Raw genomic sequence first — 17280 nt, forward strand, 5'->3', positions numbered from 1 at the left:
TTTACTTTCTTTCCAATTCTTGCAAATATTTGCAAGAATTGGAAAGAAAGTAAATATGAGTTTCAGAAATATTTCCTGAAAAGTATATAATCAATAAGGATCATTTTAGAATTATCAGATCTCCATCCACAAATCCAACTGCTATATGTTCGACTTTGAAAAGTCTTAAATCAGGAAGTTCTTTGATTAGAGCTTTAAGAGTAGCTGTGACAATCTCTAATACTTCTTCCCATTCTAGATCATCTGAAATTTTAAAATCAGGACAACTCCGTTGAGTAGGTTCAAAATCTTCATCACATGCCCAATCTTCGTCTTCTTCATCAAACCAAGTAGCTCCAACCAATTCTAAACCATATGGTTCATAAAGATTGAAGCTCAAAGCCACAATATCGGAAGGTAGTTCTTCTGTTTTATCAATATTGATAATCCATTTCTTTATAATTTCCTTTAAATCATTTGTTTGAGTGCTCATTTCTCTTTCAATTAAAAATTAATATTTTATTCCTTTAGTCAATAAGAGACTTATTGTTTCCTTATCCATTCAATGATATCTTTCAAGACTTCCGGATTGATTGTTTCTTCCAACTGCCCGTATTCGGCCAATGTTCCTTTTTTGCAAGTCTGAAACAGGTGATTTAAGTTCGGATAGGCTTTGACTGTTACATTTTTGTTTCCATTTCCGGTGATTCTTTCCTGGATGGCAGCAAGATTCATGGTGGCATCCACTTGAATATCCTTTTCTCCGTTCAGAGCCAGAACCGGACATTTTAGTTTCTTCAAATCCTGGGCCGGGTCATATCTCATAAAATGAAGATACCACGGAGAAGTCATCGAACTGATTTGTGCGGATAGTTGCTGGATGGTATTCAGGTCTTTCAATTGTTCGGGAGACATTGTTTTTGTAACGTCTGCATACAGTTCTTTCTGCAACTCTTCGGGAGTTTTGTCTGTTTGTTGCAGTATGGCATATCTGTTCCGTATTGAAGGCTTCATCCCTTGCCAGACGGCATCCGGCATTCCCTGGGATTTAGAGATTAACTCTACCTGCTTCAGCATCAGACTGTCGCCTCTCACGCCGGCTCCTGCCAATGAAACGACAAATGCAATGGAAGGGTCTTTGGCAGCGACGATGAATGCAATGATTCCGCCTGCGCTATGTCCGATAATTCCGATTTTCTTTGCATTTATTTCTTTTCTGCTGCGCAGGTAATTCACTATTGCTTCCGTATCTGTGGCAAAATCCTCATTGGTAGCTGTTGCGTGAGTACCTTGTGAAGCGGCAGTGCCCCTGTCATCACATCTAAGCACAGCAATTCCATTTCGGGTCAGATAATCGGCGATGACAAAGAAAGGTTTATGTCCCATGATTTCTTCATCCCGGTTCTGCGCACCGCTTCCCGTCACCATTACTACTGCCGGAAATTTAGTTCCTTTTTCGGGAAGAGTCAATGTTCCGGCAAGGTTAATTCCATCCCGTTCATTCCTCACGGTGACTTCTTCACTTCTGTAAGGGAAAGGCGGTTGAGGCTCCTGCGGACGTTTGGGGCGGCTGGCTTCTCCCTTTTTCAAATTCAACGGAAGGGGCATCCCTTGCGTAAATGTTCCGTTGATTGTGTTATCACTGTTCAGCTTTCCTTTGTACGAAGCATGAATCATAGGTATCTGGATAATTAAAGTAGAATCATTGAAAGAAGTGGTCTGTGTCTTGATACCGTTGGCTCCCTGGTCGGGACTGTCCAGTGTGGTCACATAAGCGCCTTGTTCCGTTTGACTGATGTGGAATACAATAGTCAGCGAACCGGTGGGAAGGGAAAGTTTTCCATGCCAAGTTCCCGAAATATCTTGGGCGGATAAGGAAGAGGATAAAGCCAGTCCTGCCAGTAAGAAGACGAGAGCTCTCATTTTTGTTTTAAATACTGCTGTTTTCATTTTATAGTGATGATGATTGGGGAATTAGAGTTCAGTCTTTACATAATATTCGAAATACTTACATTCGTGTACGGCCTCCTTGAAGAACTGTGTGTCGCTATATGATTTTTTCAATTGGCGGAAATAGCTGTCCACTTTCTTTTCGTCATCCGACCTGCTGAAATCAGAATTAAGGATATTGTTCCAGTTACTCCACCAGTTTTGGGCATAAAGATCCATTGTACAGGAAGAGGCCATGAACAGTGCGCGTGCTTTATATTCGCGGTCGGTGAAGTAGGTGGCAGCTTGTTCATACAGAGCGAGGGCGTTCTCCATATTATCGACTATCATATATTCCTGGGTGAAGTCTCTGTAATTATACTCTTTGCTGTAATCAGGAATGGAGTTTGGGCCTGTTGTGCCGTATGAGACGTATGCAGACCAATAGTAGGAGTTGTCTGTGAAGTATGCAGGAATATTTCTGTAATAACCGGTAGGAGATATGTTATAATAATAGTTGGCCAGCATATAGGCAGCCCGTGCGCCTTTTTCCGTCATCATCTGGCTTTCCTTTTCCAGTTGCATCAAGGCGGCGGTCAATGTAGCCTTATTGTGTTCTTTGTTCAGATAGGGATACTGTTCGTACATTACGTCCGTTAGTTGCGAAGCGGCAGGAACGCTGAATAGTCTTTTGAATCCATTGCTGAATATCAACGGGGAGATTTCCGAATAGCCGTTGAAGTCATCCGAGGAGATACCCGTAGGGATATATTTCTCTGTTTCATAATCGTATTTATAGTGAGTGAGGCTATAGGATTCCGGAACTTTGGCAAACCATTTTGCTGCCTCTGCAAAGTTATTCATGCGTAGGTAATAAGTTCCTTTCAGTTCGTAAAGCTGGGTCAATAGCGTCTGGTCATTCTCTTTCCCGGCATTTGCCAGAAGCGAATTGATAATATCCGGGTCCGGATTCTGCCGCAGGTTCTCTATGCGGTTGTGGGTAAGGAATGCTTTGCCGTAGTCTTTCTGCATTTTATAAAGATGACCGACAATTTCGTTGATAAAGTCCTCATCGGCATGGCTTGTTTGCAGGTATTGCCGGATGTTTTTTTCTTCATCTTCACCGATAAACTTCAGTTGTGCCAGGTAAAGACTGAATTGGGTACGGCTTTTTTGTTTCAGCAATTCGGGCTTCGTGGTCTGGAGGGAGTCGATGAATGTGGCTGCCTGCCGGTAATCTTTGCAGAGGAAAGACATATGTGCATGGTAGAGAGCCCAAAAGTCTTTGTCGCCCACTTTGGGGTGATTCATTACCGCTTTGATTATCTGCTGTGCACGCTCATATTCTGCAAGTACTTTTCCGGAAGGTTGCATGAATGAACTTGTGTCGTCGGTGGCATCCGAATGACTGTAGCGCGTCAGAATATCCCTTTCCATCTTGTTGATATACCGGATGGCGAGCAGCTTGATATAGGGTGATTCAGGATATATATTCAGGATGTTTTCCACTTCTTCCAGTTCATTGGAGAACGTATTATAACCCCGGAGTGCATACATGGCTGCTTTCTCCCGATTGTCTTTACACCAGGACATTGCTTCGTGCCAGTCTATTTCGTTTTGTATTTTGAAGCTGGTATAGGCTGTTTTTTTCCTGTTATCCGAATGGTCGAACACACGGGAGTAGAGGTAGTTGGCATTTGCCAGTTTACCTATGTTATAGAGAGCACCGGCTGTCTGTTCGAGGGCGGCGTAGTAGATGTAATGTTCCTGTTTGAGAGGTTTCACGTATAGGTTGTACATTCGGATAGCTTCGTTGTTCTTATTTCGCATATAGTGTGCCAGGCGTACGAGTTGGTAGCCGTACCTTAGTTTCAGTTCATCGTATGGGCAGTTCCGGTAGAGTTCCAGTCCTTTGTCTTTGTAGTGGGTGTATGTTTCTTCAGAGGGGGAGGAGGTGCGTTTCATTTCCCACCAGTCGCCGTTATTCGATAGTTGGGCGTATGGCTCCAGTTCTTTCGCATATTGCAGGTAGGTAAGGGTATGCTTTCCTGCATCTGTCTTGTTCAGGGCGGTGATGTATGGGGAAGAAGGTTGCTTCAACGACTGGTAGGAAGCGGTGTAAAGCAATGCTTTGAACTGCTCTTCATTCATGTCCTGAAGGGTTTTGTTCTTCTTGAAGAATGTCATCCATGCGTTTATATTTTCGTCGGGCTGCTGTTGTTTCCCGTCCGGGTCCATGTCTTCTCCGTAGAATGCATCATCCGTCGTCAGGAGGAAAGGTTGCAGGCCTTTGTTCTCGAGAAGAAGCTGGTCGAAAAGGTTATAGTAGTTCATATAATCGTAAAAATCGCCTCCGCATCCGTTGACGTAGGAGTGGAAGGGGAGTACGGTTATGGCAAGTGTGGCGATAAAGCGTTTCAGATGTTTCATGAGAAAGTGTTTATGATGTTGATTAATTGTTCGGTAGAATATTGCTTGATAATCTCTTTGTCCAGGTGGTAGAAAATGATTTCCCTGTTTTCCTTTCGTAGTTTTTTGCGCAGGAGTTTGGCCGCTTCGAGCAGTGTTTCCGGGCTGACTTCTTCTACTTTAAGTTCGTAGTCTTTATTCACCCATACTCCGTTTATATAGTGCGATTGGAGTATGGAGTAAATATCGTCTTTCGTTGGTTGGTAATAGTCGGGGCGTGCGTCGATGGTAGCTTTGCGGACTCCGTTTATCAGTTTAATCTGTCCGAACGGATTTCTCACGATTCCCCAGCTGTAGAGCGGCAGTGCGATGTCCAGATGCAGCGGATAGGAACCGATCTTTTCGATGTATGAAGCAGCGTCTTTATTGTTTAATATGGTATTTTTATTCTCGAAATCCGTAGGTTCGGATGAAGCGTAGTACATCAGTGTTCCCTTATCGACGGGAGGTATTCCGGTTTTGTCTTTGAACTTGATCTGATGGAGGCGGATGGTGCAGCTTATCGGGACTCCTTTCCTTAGTTTCCGGATATGATTCAGAAAGTTGAAATAGTTTTCTTTTGTCTTTTCCGTCCAGTCGCAGTCGAACTGATATTCGGTCGGGAGCTTGTTGAAATGCAAACGGTATAAGGTGTCTATCCGGTCGGCACAGTTGCGGGCAAGCTTCTCTATATCAGCGGCAGTACATTGCCGGATTGCCTTGTTGGTGATAAATATAACGGGGACTACCTCTTGCCGAAAACCGGGACTACCCAAAGAAAACGAAGGCGAATAGTCTGCCGTAGGGAATACCCCGTTTCCTTTGTTGTCTACATCGAACATGCGGGCATATATCTTTTTGGCTCCGAGTGTATTCAGGTAGGCAGTATCTGCATCTTGTACGTCTAATTTGCTTTTCCATATATAAAATGCGGGAGTATTGGTATGTTCATTGGTGCATCCGGACAGGCAGATGAGTAAAATAGCCAGTTGTAGTAGTCGAGTCTGCATATATTATCGGGTATCTTGGCTCATTAAATTGTATTCCGCAAGAGAGGTAACCAAGATATTGCGAACAAAGTTATGAAAAAAAATGCTTTTGCAATCGAAATATGGAAGTAATTTGTCTACTGTTTGTAAACTCACATAAGGCTCTTGATTGATATATATGCTACATCCGATTCATAAGAATAGTTGCAGGATGGACATTTCTCCCCATTATTAAACATTTGTTCTACATAAATAAATAAGTGGTGGCTAAATTTGCATCGTTATTAACTACATAATATTATGAAAAAGATAATCTATCTAGTTCCTACGTTGTCTTTAGTAGGTTGTACCTCACAGCACGTAGAAGAAAAGCCGAATGTGATTGTGATTCTTGCCGATGATCTGGGATTTGGTGATGTCAGCGCTTACGGCTCTACTACGATTCATACTCCGAATATCGACAGTCTGGCTCATGGCGGAGTTTGTTTCATGAACGGATATGCCACTTCGGCAACTTCCACTCCCAGTCGTTACGCTTTGATGACCGGAATGTATCCGTGGAAAAATAAGGATGCAAAAATCCTGCCGGGAGATGCTCCTCTTATCATTAATGAAAATCAGTTTACCTTACCGAAGATGATGCAGCAATGCGGTTATGTGACCGGAGCTATCGGAAAGTGGCATTTGGGGATGGGAGACGGCAATGTCAACTGGAACGAAACCGTCAAACCGGGTGCCAAAGAAATCGGTTTCGACTACTCTTGCCTGATTGCAGCAACCAACGACCGTGTCCCGACGGTTTACGTGGAAAACGGCGATGTAGTAGGACTCGATCCGGCCGATCCCATCGAAGTGAGTTACGAGCATAATTTTGAAGGCGAACCGACTGCCATTTCTCATCCGGAGATGCTGAAAATGCAGTGGGCACACGGACACAATAACTCTATAGTAAACGGAATTCCCCGTATCGGATATATGAAAGGCGGTCAGAAAGCCCGTTGGAAAGACGAGGATATGGCCGACTATTTTGTAGATAAGGTAAAGAACTTTGTGACTGAACACAAAAATGCTCCTTTCTTCCTGTATTATGGCTTGCACGAACCTCACGTACCTCGTGCTCCCCACCAGCGATTTGTGGGCAAAACAACGATGGGGCCTCGTGGCGATGCCATCGTTGAGGCAGACTGGTGTGTCGGCGAACTGCTTGCCCACTTGAAGAAAGAAGGATTGTTGGAAAAGACACTGATTATCTTCTCCAGTGATAACGGGCCGGTTCTGAATGACGGTTACAAAGACGGAGCTCCCGAATTGGCAGGCGATCACCTTCCTGCAGGAGGTCTGCGCGGAGGTAAATATAGTTTGTTCGACGGTGGTACGCATATTCCTTTGTTTGTTTATTGGAAAGGAAAGATTCAGCCGGTTGTGTCTGATGCACTGGTTTGCCAGGTAGATATTCTCGCTTCTCTGGGTTCGATGATACATGCCGATTTGCCGGAAGGTTTGGATAGTCGGAACTATCTGGATGCTTTCTTCGGAAAAGAGCAGACTGCCCGCAAGGATGTAGTGCTGGAAGCGCAAGGACGTATGGCTTATCGTTCGGGCGACTGGATTATGATGCCTCCTTATAAAGGTTCCGAACGAAACCTGACCGGAAATGAATTGGGTAATCTGGGTGAATACGGATTATTTAATGTAAAAGCCGACCGGACTCAACAACAGAATATGGCGGCACAACAGCCCGAACTTCTGGACTCCCTGAAGCAGAATTTCTTTGCTGAAGTGGACGGTTATTATCGCAGCGAAGTAGAAGAAGAACCATTAAAATAAGGTCAAATGTTTATTCTGAACATAAATCCCGTTGATAAAACAATCGTTCTATTCTACCGGGATTTATTTCTCTACCTTTGTTCTGTTCGATGTCGGACAATTAACCTTGAAGTATGTATATGAAAATGAAAGCTTTTTTAATGTTTGTATTGCTGTTCTTATGTTCGATGGGAACAAAGGCGCAGGATTTGGGGGCGAACTATAATGAAAATATAGATTACCCGATTACGGAAATAGAGATGTTGAAACAGTCGAAAGTGAGTTGGGTGAGAGGATTTGTCAATATCCCCAATCTGTTTCTTCAGAATGAAAACGGGAAGATTGTTGGTGTGAAAGAAAATGCCATCAGGACACATATTCCTACATTGAAATTTATTCAGGCCAAGAAAGCGTTGGGCGACCGTGTGAAATTTATATTGAGCCTGAAAATACCTTTTGAATTATATACCGACACGGTTCCCAAAGTAGGAACTAAGGAGATGGAGTACATATTTCAGGCAACTGAAGTATTACTGAAAACCTATGATATGGCGAAGAATATTGAAATACTTGTCATGGGTAACGAACCGGAATGGGAGAATGCCTTGGATACCGATCTCTGTCATGCGGACGGTGAGGATTATCGGGCATTTCTGAATGAGTTTGCCAATCGGCTGACTGCCTGGAAACAGGCTAATGGATGGACATTTGATATTTATGCCGGAGCATTGAACCGTGTATCCGAATTGCCGAAGAGCGAAACGGTACCTGCGGTAGTCTCTGTGGTTAATAACAATCCTAATGTTGTAGGGCTCGACTTACACGTTCACGCATTGAAAATCAACCAGGCGGAAGATGATTTCCGTATTATCCGCGATAAATATGGTGTAACAAAGAAACTGATTTGCACGGAATTCTCTATGGTACGTGCTTTAAATCCTCATGTAGCCGACGCACTGGGAGAATGGGGAACCAAGCATGGTTATACGGCCGGGATGAAAATTTACGAATACCTTAATCTGATAGCTGAAAAAGCTAATGCCGGTACACCGGTCAGTGCAACCGAGTTCAAGAGCCTTTTTGAGAGTTATTCCTGGTATCCGAAGAATTGGTATAAAACTTTTTATGAGGTGTTCAAGAAATATGATACGTATGCCATCACCGGACGTTTTAGTGTGGTTCCCGGTGGAGCGAGAGCTGTTTACGATGCGAAGACTGAAATGTGGGAACTTGGAGGAATTTATTTTTCCCGTTATTTAGGACTGGATGCAGACGGATTCTACAATCCCAATCCATTGCTGTATCCCGATTTCATCGCTGCCCGGGATGGATTGGCAGTTTCCAGCCTTGTCGGAGGGCAACGGGAATTGTTCATTCGTTGGGGGAATGGAGCCGATAAAACAGGTATATTGTCAGTAACAGATGAAAATGGAACAGAGGTAGTACGTCGGTCGCTTGATTCGGAGAATGACTATACATTGGTTGAAAATCTTGTTCCCGGAACTGCCTACCATGTAGCATTGCTGAAATCGGATGATGCCGTATTGTGGAAGGATGATGTTAAGACCAAGTCTGTAACAGGAAAGTTTCCTTTGTTGAAATATCAACAAGTGGATGAATATATGTTAGTACAACTATTAAATTTGCCGGCTGATGTCTCATCTTATAAAGTAAAGCTGGATGGACAGGAAATCAATATAGTGAATAAGAACCTGAACGGACAAATACTTACCGCCGAAGTGACTTATAAGGATGGATCGGTAGAAATATTGTCGACAACTGTTAGAAAGTAATTATCTTAAATTTATTCGCTTATGAAAGTAATATATGTAGTGTTGGTATGTTTGTTGGCTTTCACCTCTTGTGCGGAGACGGAATATGCCGAAAACGGGGTTGATAAGAAGAATATAACAGGATATACCGAAGTTGGGTTTTATAGTTTGGATGGAATTTGTACTTTTACAGAGCAGGAACAACTTCAGGCTGCAATTAATCCTAAACGGTTGACTTATCGCCTGCAAAATTCGGATCAAAGCAAATACATTCATGTGAAGTTTGACGGGAAGCCCACGGCTGTCGGTCAAAAGATAAAGGCTGAATTCTCATTCCAAGGAGTTTCTTTCCTCAAAGAAGGGATGGAGATGGAGGTAGTTCGTATAGACGGAGATAAAGTTTGGTTGTCAGGAGATAACGTCGGTATGGTAATCCCTGTTTTTAATAATTAAAAGAAAGATATTATGAAAAGATACATTCCTGTTGTAGCGTCATTAATGGCGTTTTCGTTGATAGCATGTGGTGAAGTCATGGATCTGACACAGCCGGAAAAGGCTGAAGTTACCTATTCCAATATTACCTTGTCGCTTTATCAGACAGGCAAATATGATTTATATCTGGATGAGCCGGAATACCAATATAACATTATGGTGGAGAAAAGCCATTGCGAAAAAGAAGCAAAGGCGGAATTGGCTGTTGTCGATGCCAAAGAGTTTGGTGAAGAATATCACCTCTTACCTGTGGAATATTATGATCTGGATGGAAGTAATTTTAATTTTAAGGGGGACGATGTCCTGCGTATGGTAAATTTGCGCTTCCATGATTTAGGTACGCTTGACGGATCAAAGAAATACGTTCTCGGTTTGAAACTGGTTTCCGACGATCTTGCAGTCAATCAAGAGAAAAGTACAATGACTTTCTTCCTGCAACAGAAACAGGGAGAAATCGACAACCCTTATACCGTGGCGACAACGAGCGACTTGATAACTCTCGGAGAGAAACTCAAAGATGGTAAGACGATCTATGCCAAGATAGAGAATGATATTGATTTGCAAGGTGTAGACTGGCAACCGATAGAGACCTCGGTTTCCAAACAACTTGTATTGGATGGAGGCGGCCATACGATTCGTAATCTGAAAGTAAATACTTCCTCTTCTGTTAATCAGGGATTCTTTGGATTGCTGGTTGGTAAATGTTCCAATATAAACTTTGAAAATGCGCAGATTACAGCCAATCAAAAGTTGACAGGAGTTCTTGCCGGACATGTTGGAAATGCTTCAGCGGCAGGAGTTGTTGAAAATGTACGGGTATCTGGTACGATAAATCTGACTTCAGGAACAGGACCGACTGCTTGGGAGAATGGACAAGCTGGTGGTATATGCGGAAGAATTCAAGGAGCGGAAAGTAAAATCTATCAATGTTCTTCAGAAATGAGTATTAATGCTACATGGTCTGCTGGTGGTATTTGTGGAGAAGCAAAAGGAGGCGCTACTATTACTCAATGTTATTTTGTAGGAGATATTATCACAAAGTCATGTGTTGGTGGTATTGTAAGCAGGATGTTTCAGGGTACTGTTACTCATTGTTATTCATCAGGAGTGGCTAAGTCCTATCCTAATGTTACACCTCCGAATCCCGGAGCTGGTATTGCAGGACTTGTAGAGCCGAGCCCAACAGCGCTCATCTCACATTGTTACTCTGAATGTGAAATTGCTGCTCAAAATCAAGTAGGAGGCATTTTGGGACTTGCCAATAAAGGAACAGGAGTAACAGTGACACGTTGTGTGGCTTGGAATTCTTCCTTATATTCGAATGGTGCACCTAAATCAGGAAGAGTATGCGGACGTTTCGATAAAAATGAGGCAAATAATTGTTATGCCAATCCGAATATGGAGTGCCGTTTTTCAGCTAATACACCTGCAATAGTAGATGAGGTAGTTCCAAATTATTCGGCAACTGTTAATGGTGCTGACCGTTATAACGGACTTTCTACCATACCTACTCTTATGGCAGCAGTAAAGGCTCTTCAATGGGATGAGTCTATTTGGGATCTTTCAGGAGAGAAGCCTCGTTTGGTTTGGGAATTGGCTCAATAAATGGTTTTATAAAATAAATCGTAAGAAATATGTTTATGAAAGAATGTAAGACTATCCAAAAAGTAATTTTCATATTAGCGGTGATATGTGTATCTATCACCCAATCATGGGCGGATTCATGGAAAGAAATATTCTTTGCCGATCCCACTATCTTTGTGGAGAACGGAAAGTATTATCTCACAGGTACACGCAATCGGGAACCGCAGGGTTTTGCTATCCTCGAATCGACCGACTTGAAGCATTGGACTGTGCCTAATGGAAAAGATTTGCAACTTATATTGAGAAAGGGAGACCAAGCTTTCGGTGAAAAAGGCTTCTGGGCACCTCAATATTTTAAGGATAAAAGAACTTATTATTTCACTTATACTGCTAATGAGCAAACAGTAATTGCTTCCTCAAAATCGGTATTCGGACCTTTCCGGCAGAAGGAAGTCAAGCCGATAGACGCTTCCGCTAAAAATATCGACTCATTCCTGTTCAAGGACGATGATGGGAAATACTACCTATATCATGTCCGCTTTAATAAAGGAAATTACCTTTGGGTAGCCGAGTTTGACATAAAGAAAGGAAGTATCAAACCGGAAACATTGAAACAATGTATGGACTGTACGGAGCCTTGGGAAAAGACTCCGAACTATAAGTCTGCACCGGTGATGGAAGGACCGACTGTTATGAAGTGGGACGGGGTATATTACCTCTTCTATTCTGCCAATCATTTTATGAATATCGACTATTCGGTAGGTTATGCCACTGCTTCTTCCCCTTTCGGTCCGTGGAAAAAGCATCCGAACAGTCCGATCATTCATCGCAGCCTCGTAGGAGAAAACGGATCAGGGCATGGAGATGTGTTTAAAGGGTTGGATGGAAAATACTACTATGTCTATCACGTTCATCGTTCGGATTCCACCGTGTCCCCTCGTAAAACACGTATTGTTCCGCTCATCCTGAAGAAAGGAAACGATGGCATATACAACATCACCGTAGACAAAGAGCACGTCATAAAGCCAATGTGGAAATGATTTGTTCAGAAATGTAGTAGAGAAATCTATTTTGCACATTTGTACGGGTTTTGAGGATAATCTTCCTTTTCATTTGAAGATTTTCCCGCTTAATTTGTGTCTTGAGATAAAGAATTTGTTAACAGTTAAAAATAATGTTTATGAAAAGAGACAGACTTTATTTTTCTTTCTTATGTCTTTGTTGCTTTTTGTTTTGTGCGCTGGACGTGCAGGCACAACAAGATTATTGGAAGGGACAAGTGAAGGATGCAGTATCTGGTGAACCGATGATTGGCGTCAGTGTTCGCGTGAAAGGTACGGGAAGCGGTACGATTACTGATTTTGACGGTAATTTTACTGTGAAGGCATCGAAAGGAGACATACTTGTCATTTCTTATGTGGGTTATAAAACTCTGGAACTGGATTTAAAGAATAAAACGACTTTAGGAGTAATCTCTTTAGGAGAAGATACGGAGACACTGGAAGAAGTAGTAGTGGTTGGATACGGTGTACAGAAAAAGGTATCCAGTGTCGGTTCCATTGCTACTGCAAAAGGAGATGATTTATTAAAGATAGGTAGCGTGAACTCCGTTTCCGAAGCCTTGCAAGGTCAGATGCCGGGTGTGGTTGCCATCAATTCCACTTCAAAGCCGGGAGCCGATAAGGCTTCTTTATTGATTCGTGGTAAGTCTACCTGGGGAGAAGCGGAGCCACTGGTATTAGTGGATGGTATCGAACGTGACTTCAACGATGTCGATGTGAACGAAATCGAATCTATTTCTGTACTGAAAGACGCTTCGGCAACTGCGGTTTACGGTGTGAAAGGTGCGAACGGCGTTATCTTGTTGACAACCAAACGCGGACTCGAACAGAAACCGGAAATCTCATTCACAGCTAACTTCGGTTTTAAACAACCTTCTGCTGCTCCTGAATGGTCTGACTATGTGACCTCTATGAAACAGTATAACAGAGCCCAGGCTAATGATGGTAACTGGGGAGCAATGGTTCCCGAATCTACCATTACCGCATGGGAAAATGCGTATGCTACCGGAAATTACGGTCCATATAACGATGTCTTTCCCGAAGTGGACTGGTGGAAAGAACTGGTAAAGAATGTAGGTTATGAACAGGCTTATAATCTTAATGTACGTGGTGGTACGAAGAAAATGAGTTATTTCGTATCTTTGGGTTATTTGCATGACGGAGATATTTTTAATACTACCAAACAAGAGGATTTCGATCCTTCCTTCTCTTACCGTCGTTATAACTGGCGTAGTAATTTCGACTTCAATATCACAAGTACTACTAAACTTTCGTTCAATGTGGCCGGTAAGATGGGTTATCAGAACCAACCGTCTTATTATGAGAATGTCGATTCTCCGGATGAACGTTTTTTTAAAACGTTCTTTACGGCTCCAAGTAATGAATTTCCGATTAAATATAGTAATGGAATATGGGGAGACGGGTTAAGCTCCGATCAAAATATAGCCTGTCTGATGAACGAAGGAGGTAGTCGTAATATTAAGCAACATCAAGGTTTCTACGATGTAATCTTGAATCAGAAGCTGGACTTTATTACAAAGGGACTGTCATTGAAAGCATCATTGTCTTACACTACTTCTTCTTCATGGACTACCCAGATCATGCCGGGTAAGATTTTAGGTAAAGACGATTTGGTTGCCCAACGTACACATATTCGTATTAATCGTGTGTATGATTACGCCAATCCTATTTATAATGCTGACGGAACAATTACTTATAATTATACCGAGAAACGCTATCCGGATGAAAATGCTCCCGGAGATTTGCCTGTTGGTGGTGTTTATGACGGTTTCAAGGCTTACGGACGTAAACTTTATTACGAATTAGCATTGAATTATAGTCGCCAGTTTGGCGATCACGATGTAAGTGCCTTATTTGTATTTAACCGTAAGATGAACGAATCAACCAATACTGCTAATTCGGGTGTGATGAACTTCCCGGCTTACGAAGAAGACTGGGTAGGCCGTGTCACTTACAACTTCAAAGAGCGTTATCTTGCTGAATTTAACGGTGCCTACACTGGTTCGGAAAAATTTGCTCCGGGACGCCGTTTCGGATTCTTCCCCTCTGCCTCTATTGGTTGGCGTATCAGTGAAGAACCATGGGTAAAGAAATTGACCAAAGGTGTACTGACCAACCTGAAAGTGCGCTATTCGTATGGAGTAGTTGGTAATGATAAAGGTGCTACCCGTTTCAACTATATTCAGAAGTTTGAGCAACTATCTGCCAATGCGCAGTTTGGTAAATATCAGACCAGTAACTGGGGACCTTTATACAAAGAAGGAAAATTGGCCGATCCCGACGCTACTTGGGAAGAATCTATCAAGCAGAATATCGGTATCGAAATAGGTTTGTGGGGTAAATTAAACTTTACTGTGGATTTGTTCGACGAAAAGCGTAATAATATTCTGATGACACGTAATACGATTCCGTCATGGGCCGATAGTGGTATTGCTTTTCCGCAGGTGAATCTGGGTAAGACTAAAAATCACGGTCTTGAACTGGATATTGCCTGGAACGACCATATTGGAAAGTTTAATTATTACGCGAAGTTTAATTTTGCAACCAGTGAGAATCGTGTCGTTTTTATTGATGATCCGAAGAACCAGAGCGAATATTTGAAAAAAGCCGGAAAGTCAATCGGATATGTGAACAAATACCTGGCAACAGGAAACTTCCAGTCATTGGATGATATTTATAACTCGGCGCAGTCCACTATTGCCAATGGTACACATAATACATTGATTCCAGGAGACTTGTATTACATCGATTATAATGGTGACGGCATGATTGATGCTAAGGATATGGTTCCGATGAAAAACCTGAACTATCCGACCACTACCCTCGGATTTACATTGGGAGGTTCTTACAAAGGAATCGGATTCAATATGTTGTGGTACAGTGCTATGGATGTTTATAAAGAAGCAATTCCTTCCTATTTATGGGACTTCCCGGAAGGTAATATCAAGGCTCAACCGAATACGTTGAATACATGGACAGCCGATGCTTCGATTCAAAGCGGTCCGGTTCGCCCCAGTATTCATGTTCAGAGAAGTTATAATTCAGTGGCCAGTACATACACATATACCAACCATGCTTATCTTCGTTTGAAGAACCTGGAAGTGAATTATCAGATTCCAAAACGTTGGTTGCAGCCTTTGCGTCTGACAAAATTGCAAATATATGTTAATGGCAGCAATCTGTTGACGTTCTCGAAAGGTGATTCCCGCCGTGACCCCGAACATTCGGGACAGAATGTTTATCCGATGGTGAGACGTTATAACATTGGTTTTAGATTAGGATTATGAGACACTTTAAATTTACTGATATGAGAAAACATAAGTTGAATTGGATATGGATCATTCTGTTGGGTCTGTTTGTAGGAAGTTGTGAGGACTATCTGGACCGCTCTCCCGATGACGGACTTTCCGAAGATGATGTTTATAAAGATTATAGCAGTTTGTTAGGGTTCATGGACCGCATCTTTCAAAATGATGATATATTAATCTTTACACATGGTATCAACTCTTATTCGAATACATACGTAACGGTAGGCAATTTGTCGGATGAATATGCGTCCGTCCGTGATGATGATCCGTCGAAGTTTGTCAATGCAGGTAACTGGCTGGAGAATGCCGGTACACGTTTCGAAATAGGAAGTAAAAGTGATGGGAAGAATTTCAAAAGTGCTATTTCTCGTGCTTATACCGGACTTCGTATCGTGAACCGTGTAATTAGCGGAGTAGATCAAGTGAAATCCATCACAGACGACCAAAGGAGAAAACTGTTGGGACAGGCTCATTTTCTGCGTGCCTACTTCTATTTTGAGATTATCAAACGATATGGCGGAATGCCCATCTTTGACCAGCTTTGGGGAGCATCGGACGACTTTGACTTTCCCCGTAAAACTTATCAGGAATCCAATGCTTGGATGCAGACAGACTTGGATAAAGCCATTGAATATTTACCTATAAGCTGGCCTGACGAGGAACATGGACGGCCTGACAGAGTAAGTGCCATGGCATTAAAAGCGATGACACAGCTTTATGCTGCCAGCCCTTTGATGCAGAACGACTTGAATTCTATTGAAAACAAAGGATATGGAAAAGAGATGGCTGCCGAAGCTGCCCGTAGTGCGCAAAAGGCGATCAATGCTATTGAAAGTCACGAATATTATCGCTTGATGAATCACGACGAATATCGTAGTATTCAATTAATGCCTAATTCCAATCAATTCGCACAGCCGGAATACTTATGGTTCCTGCGTTGGCATCATGGCAACTGGTCGGCTTTCGTCAGAGCGCAATGGCTGACACAACCATACGATAATAAAACCGGTGCCGAAGGTACTCCTTATAATGCTCCGACACAAAATGCGGTAGATATGTACGAACGCAAGGGAGCTGACGGCAACTACTATCCGATCACTGATCCGCGTTCCGGTTATGATGCGGTAAAGACTACCAATCCTTACTCGGATAGAGACCCTCGCTTTACGAATAATATCCTCGTGCCTGGTGAGCAATGGGGAAAGAATTTACAGGGTGTTCCTTATTATCTGACTACTTATTCGGGCGGTTACTCCGAGAACTTCATTTCTACCAATCAGTTTACGAGAGGCTCTCAACAGACCGGATATATGTGTAAGAAGTTCATTTGGCCGGAAGCAAGTGTACCTTTGTTTGGCGAAGCTGGTTTCCAATTATATCGTTTGGTGGCTGTGTACATTCGTGTTTCACAAGTTTATCTGGATATGGCAGAGGCTTCATACGAAGCGACAGGTGATCCGGATGCAGTCGTTACGGGTTGTACGATGTCGGCCCGTCAGGCTTTGAATAAAATCCGCGTAAGAGCCGGAATCGGTGAATTGCCGGATGGAGTTGACTTTAGAGAAGCTTATCGTCGGGAACGTGGTGTGGAATTGATGTTCGAAGGACATCGCTGGTATGATATCCGTCGTTGGATGATTGCTGAAGACCTGTTTAAGGGTGAATATCCAATCATGGGCGTTAAAGCAACCCCGATCAATCATTCTTATACGGCCGACCAGTTGAAAGTGGAAAAAGCCTGCACTTATAAGTTGACCGACTTTACTTACGAGTATGTTCCGGTGAGGACAGCCGTGCGGACGTTTAACAAGCGTAATTATTGGTATCCGCTACCGATGGATGAAGTGGCGGCTTTGGATAATCTTCAACAGAACCCCGGATGGTGATACCT

The 17280-nt window shown here is 42.7% G+C and carries 11 protein-coding genes; 7 read left to right on the forward strand and 4 right to left on the reverse strand.

Going from position 1 to position 17280, the window contains the following annotated elements:
- Window positions 1-100: 100 nt before the first annotated feature.
- From KTR06_RS04945 to KTR06_RS04960, 4 genes are read right to left on the reverse strand one after another with little or no spacing between them, the layout of a single operon-like run.
- A complete protein-coding gene (locus KTR06_RS04945) occupies window positions 101-472 on the reverse strand; it encodes a hypothetical protein (protein WP_074908681.1) in 372 nt (123 codons plus the stop codon).
- Window positions 473-522: 50 nt separating this feature from the next.
- On the reverse strand, window positions 523-1929 hold the full coding sequence (locus KTR06_RS04950; RefSeq protein ID WP_120070138.1) for a S9 family peptidase: 1407 nt from the start codon (window positions 1927-1929) through the stop codon (window positions 523-525).
- Window positions 1930-1953: 24 nt separating this feature from the next.
- A complete protein-coding gene (locus tag KTR06_RS04955) occupies window positions 1954-4338 on the reverse strand; it encodes a hypothetical protein (protein ID WP_217290016.1) in 2385 nt (794 codons plus the stop codon).
- On the reverse strand, window positions 4335-5366 hold the full coding sequence (locus KTR06_RS04960; protein WP_151935107.1) for a hypothetical protein: 1032 nt from the start codon (window positions 5364-5366) through the stop codon (window positions 4335-4337). The genes KTR06_RS04955 and KTR06_RS04960 overlap by 4 nt, the downstream gene beginning before the upstream one ends.
- Window positions 5367-5645: 279 nt before the next feature.
- On the opposite strand from KTR06_RS04960, the gene KTR06_RS04965 reads away from it, so the two are divergent.
- From KTR06_RS04965 to KTR06_RS04995, 7 genes are all read left to right on the forward strand, one after another.
- Entirely contained in the window at window positions 5646-7172 is a 1527-nt protein-coding gene (locus tag KTR06_RS04965; RefSeq protein ID WP_217290017.1) for a sulfatase-like hydrolase/transferase, read from the forward strand.
- Between the two features lie 113 nt (window positions 7173-7285).
- A complete protein-coding gene (locus KTR06_RS04970; protein WP_217290018.1) occupies window positions 7286-8944 on the forward strand; it encodes a hypothetical protein in 1659 nt (552 codons plus the stop codon).
- A 21-nt stretch (window positions 8945-8965) separates the two neighbouring features.
- Entirely contained in the window at window positions 8966-9376 is a 411-nt protein-coding gene (locus KTR06_RS04975; RefSeq protein WP_004317373.1) for a hypothetical protein, read from the forward strand.
- A gap of 12 nt (window positions 9377-9388) precedes the next feature.
- Complete coding sequence (locus KTR06_RS04980; protein ID WP_087323615.1) at window positions 9389-11020, forward strand: DUF1735 domain-containing protein; 1632 nt, start codon at window positions 9389-9391, stop codon at window positions 11018-11020.
- A 35-nt stretch (window positions 11021-11055) separates the two neighbouring features.
- The gene (locus tag KTR06_RS04985; RefSeq protein WP_118408732.1) at window positions 11056-12039 is read left to right on the forward strand and encodes a glycoside hydrolase family 43 protein; all 984 of its coding nucleotides are present in this window, start codon (window positions 11056-11058) and stop codon (window positions 12037-12039) included.
- A gap of 140 nt (window positions 12040-12179) precedes the next feature.
- Window positions 12180-15368 (forward strand): TonB-dependent receptor, encoded by a 3189-nt coding sequence (locus KTR06_RS04990; RefSeq protein ID WP_217290019.1) that lies wholly within the window; start codon window positions 12180-12182, stop codon window positions 15366-15368.
- A 20-nt stretch (window positions 15369-15388) separates the two neighbouring features.
- Window positions 15389-17275 (forward strand): RagB/SusD family nutrient uptake outer membrane protein, encoded by a 1887-nt coding sequence (locus KTR06_RS04995; RefSeq protein ID WP_136014685.1) that lies wholly within the window; start codon window positions 15389-15391, stop codon window positions 17273-17275.
- The last annotated feature ends 5 nt before the right edge of the window (window positions 17276-17280 follow it).

Source organism: Bacteroides sp. MSK.20.12 (assembly GCF_019052435.1).
In the GTDB taxonomy this organism is placed as follows: Bacteria; Bacteroidota; Bacteroidia; order Bacteroidales; family Bacteroidaceae; genus Bacteroides; species Bacteroides xylanisolvens.

What these genes read in the sequence shown, in the direction of transcription:
- KTR06_RS04945 (WP_074908681.1), bottom strand. Translation starts at nt 472, where the DNA reads ATGAGCACTCAAACAAATGATTTAAAGGAAATTATAAAGAAATGGATT.
- KTR06_RS04950 (WP_120070138.1), bottom strand. Translation starts at nt 1,929, where the DNA reads ATGAAAACAGCAGTATTTAAAACAAAAATGAGAGCTCTCGTCTTCTTA.
- KTR06_RS04955 (WP_217290016.1), bottom strand. Translation starts at nt 4,338, where the DNA reads ATGAAACATCTGAAACGCTTTATCGCCACACTTGCCATAACCGTACTC.
- KTR06_RS04960 (WP_151935107.1), bottom strand. Translation starts at nt 5,366, where the DNA reads ATGCAGACTCGACTACTACAACTGGCTATTTTACTCATCTGCCTGTCC.
- KTR06_RS04965 (WP_217290017.1), top strand. Translation starts at nt 5,646, where the DNA reads ATGAAAAAGATAATCTATCTAGTTCCTACGTTGTCTTTAGTAGGTTGT.
- KTR06_RS04970 (WP_217290018.1), top strand. Translation starts at nt 7,286, where the DNA reads ATGTATATGAAAATGAAAGCTTTTTTAATGTTTGTATTGCTGTTCTTA.
- KTR06_RS04975 (WP_004317373.1), top strand. Translation starts at nt 8,966, where the DNA reads ATGAAAGTAATATATGTAGTGTTGGTATGTTTGTTGGCTTTCACCTCT.
- KTR06_RS04980 (WP_087323615.1), top strand. Translation starts at nt 9,389, where the DNA reads ATGAAAAGATACATTCCTGTTGTAGCGTCATTAATGGCGTTTTCGTTG.
- KTR06_RS04985 (WP_118408732.1), top strand. Translation starts at nt 11,056, where the DNA reads ATGAAAGAATGTAAGACTATCCAAAAAGTAATTTTCATATTAGCGGTG.
- KTR06_RS04990 (WP_217290019.1), top strand. Translation starts at nt 12,180, where the DNA reads ATGAAAAGAGACAGACTTTATTTTTCTTTCTTATGTCTTTGTTGCTTT.
- KTR06_RS04995 (WP_136014685.1), top strand. Translation starts at nt 15,389, where the DNA reads ATGAGAAAACATAAGTTGAATTGGATATGGATCATTCTGTTGGGTCTG.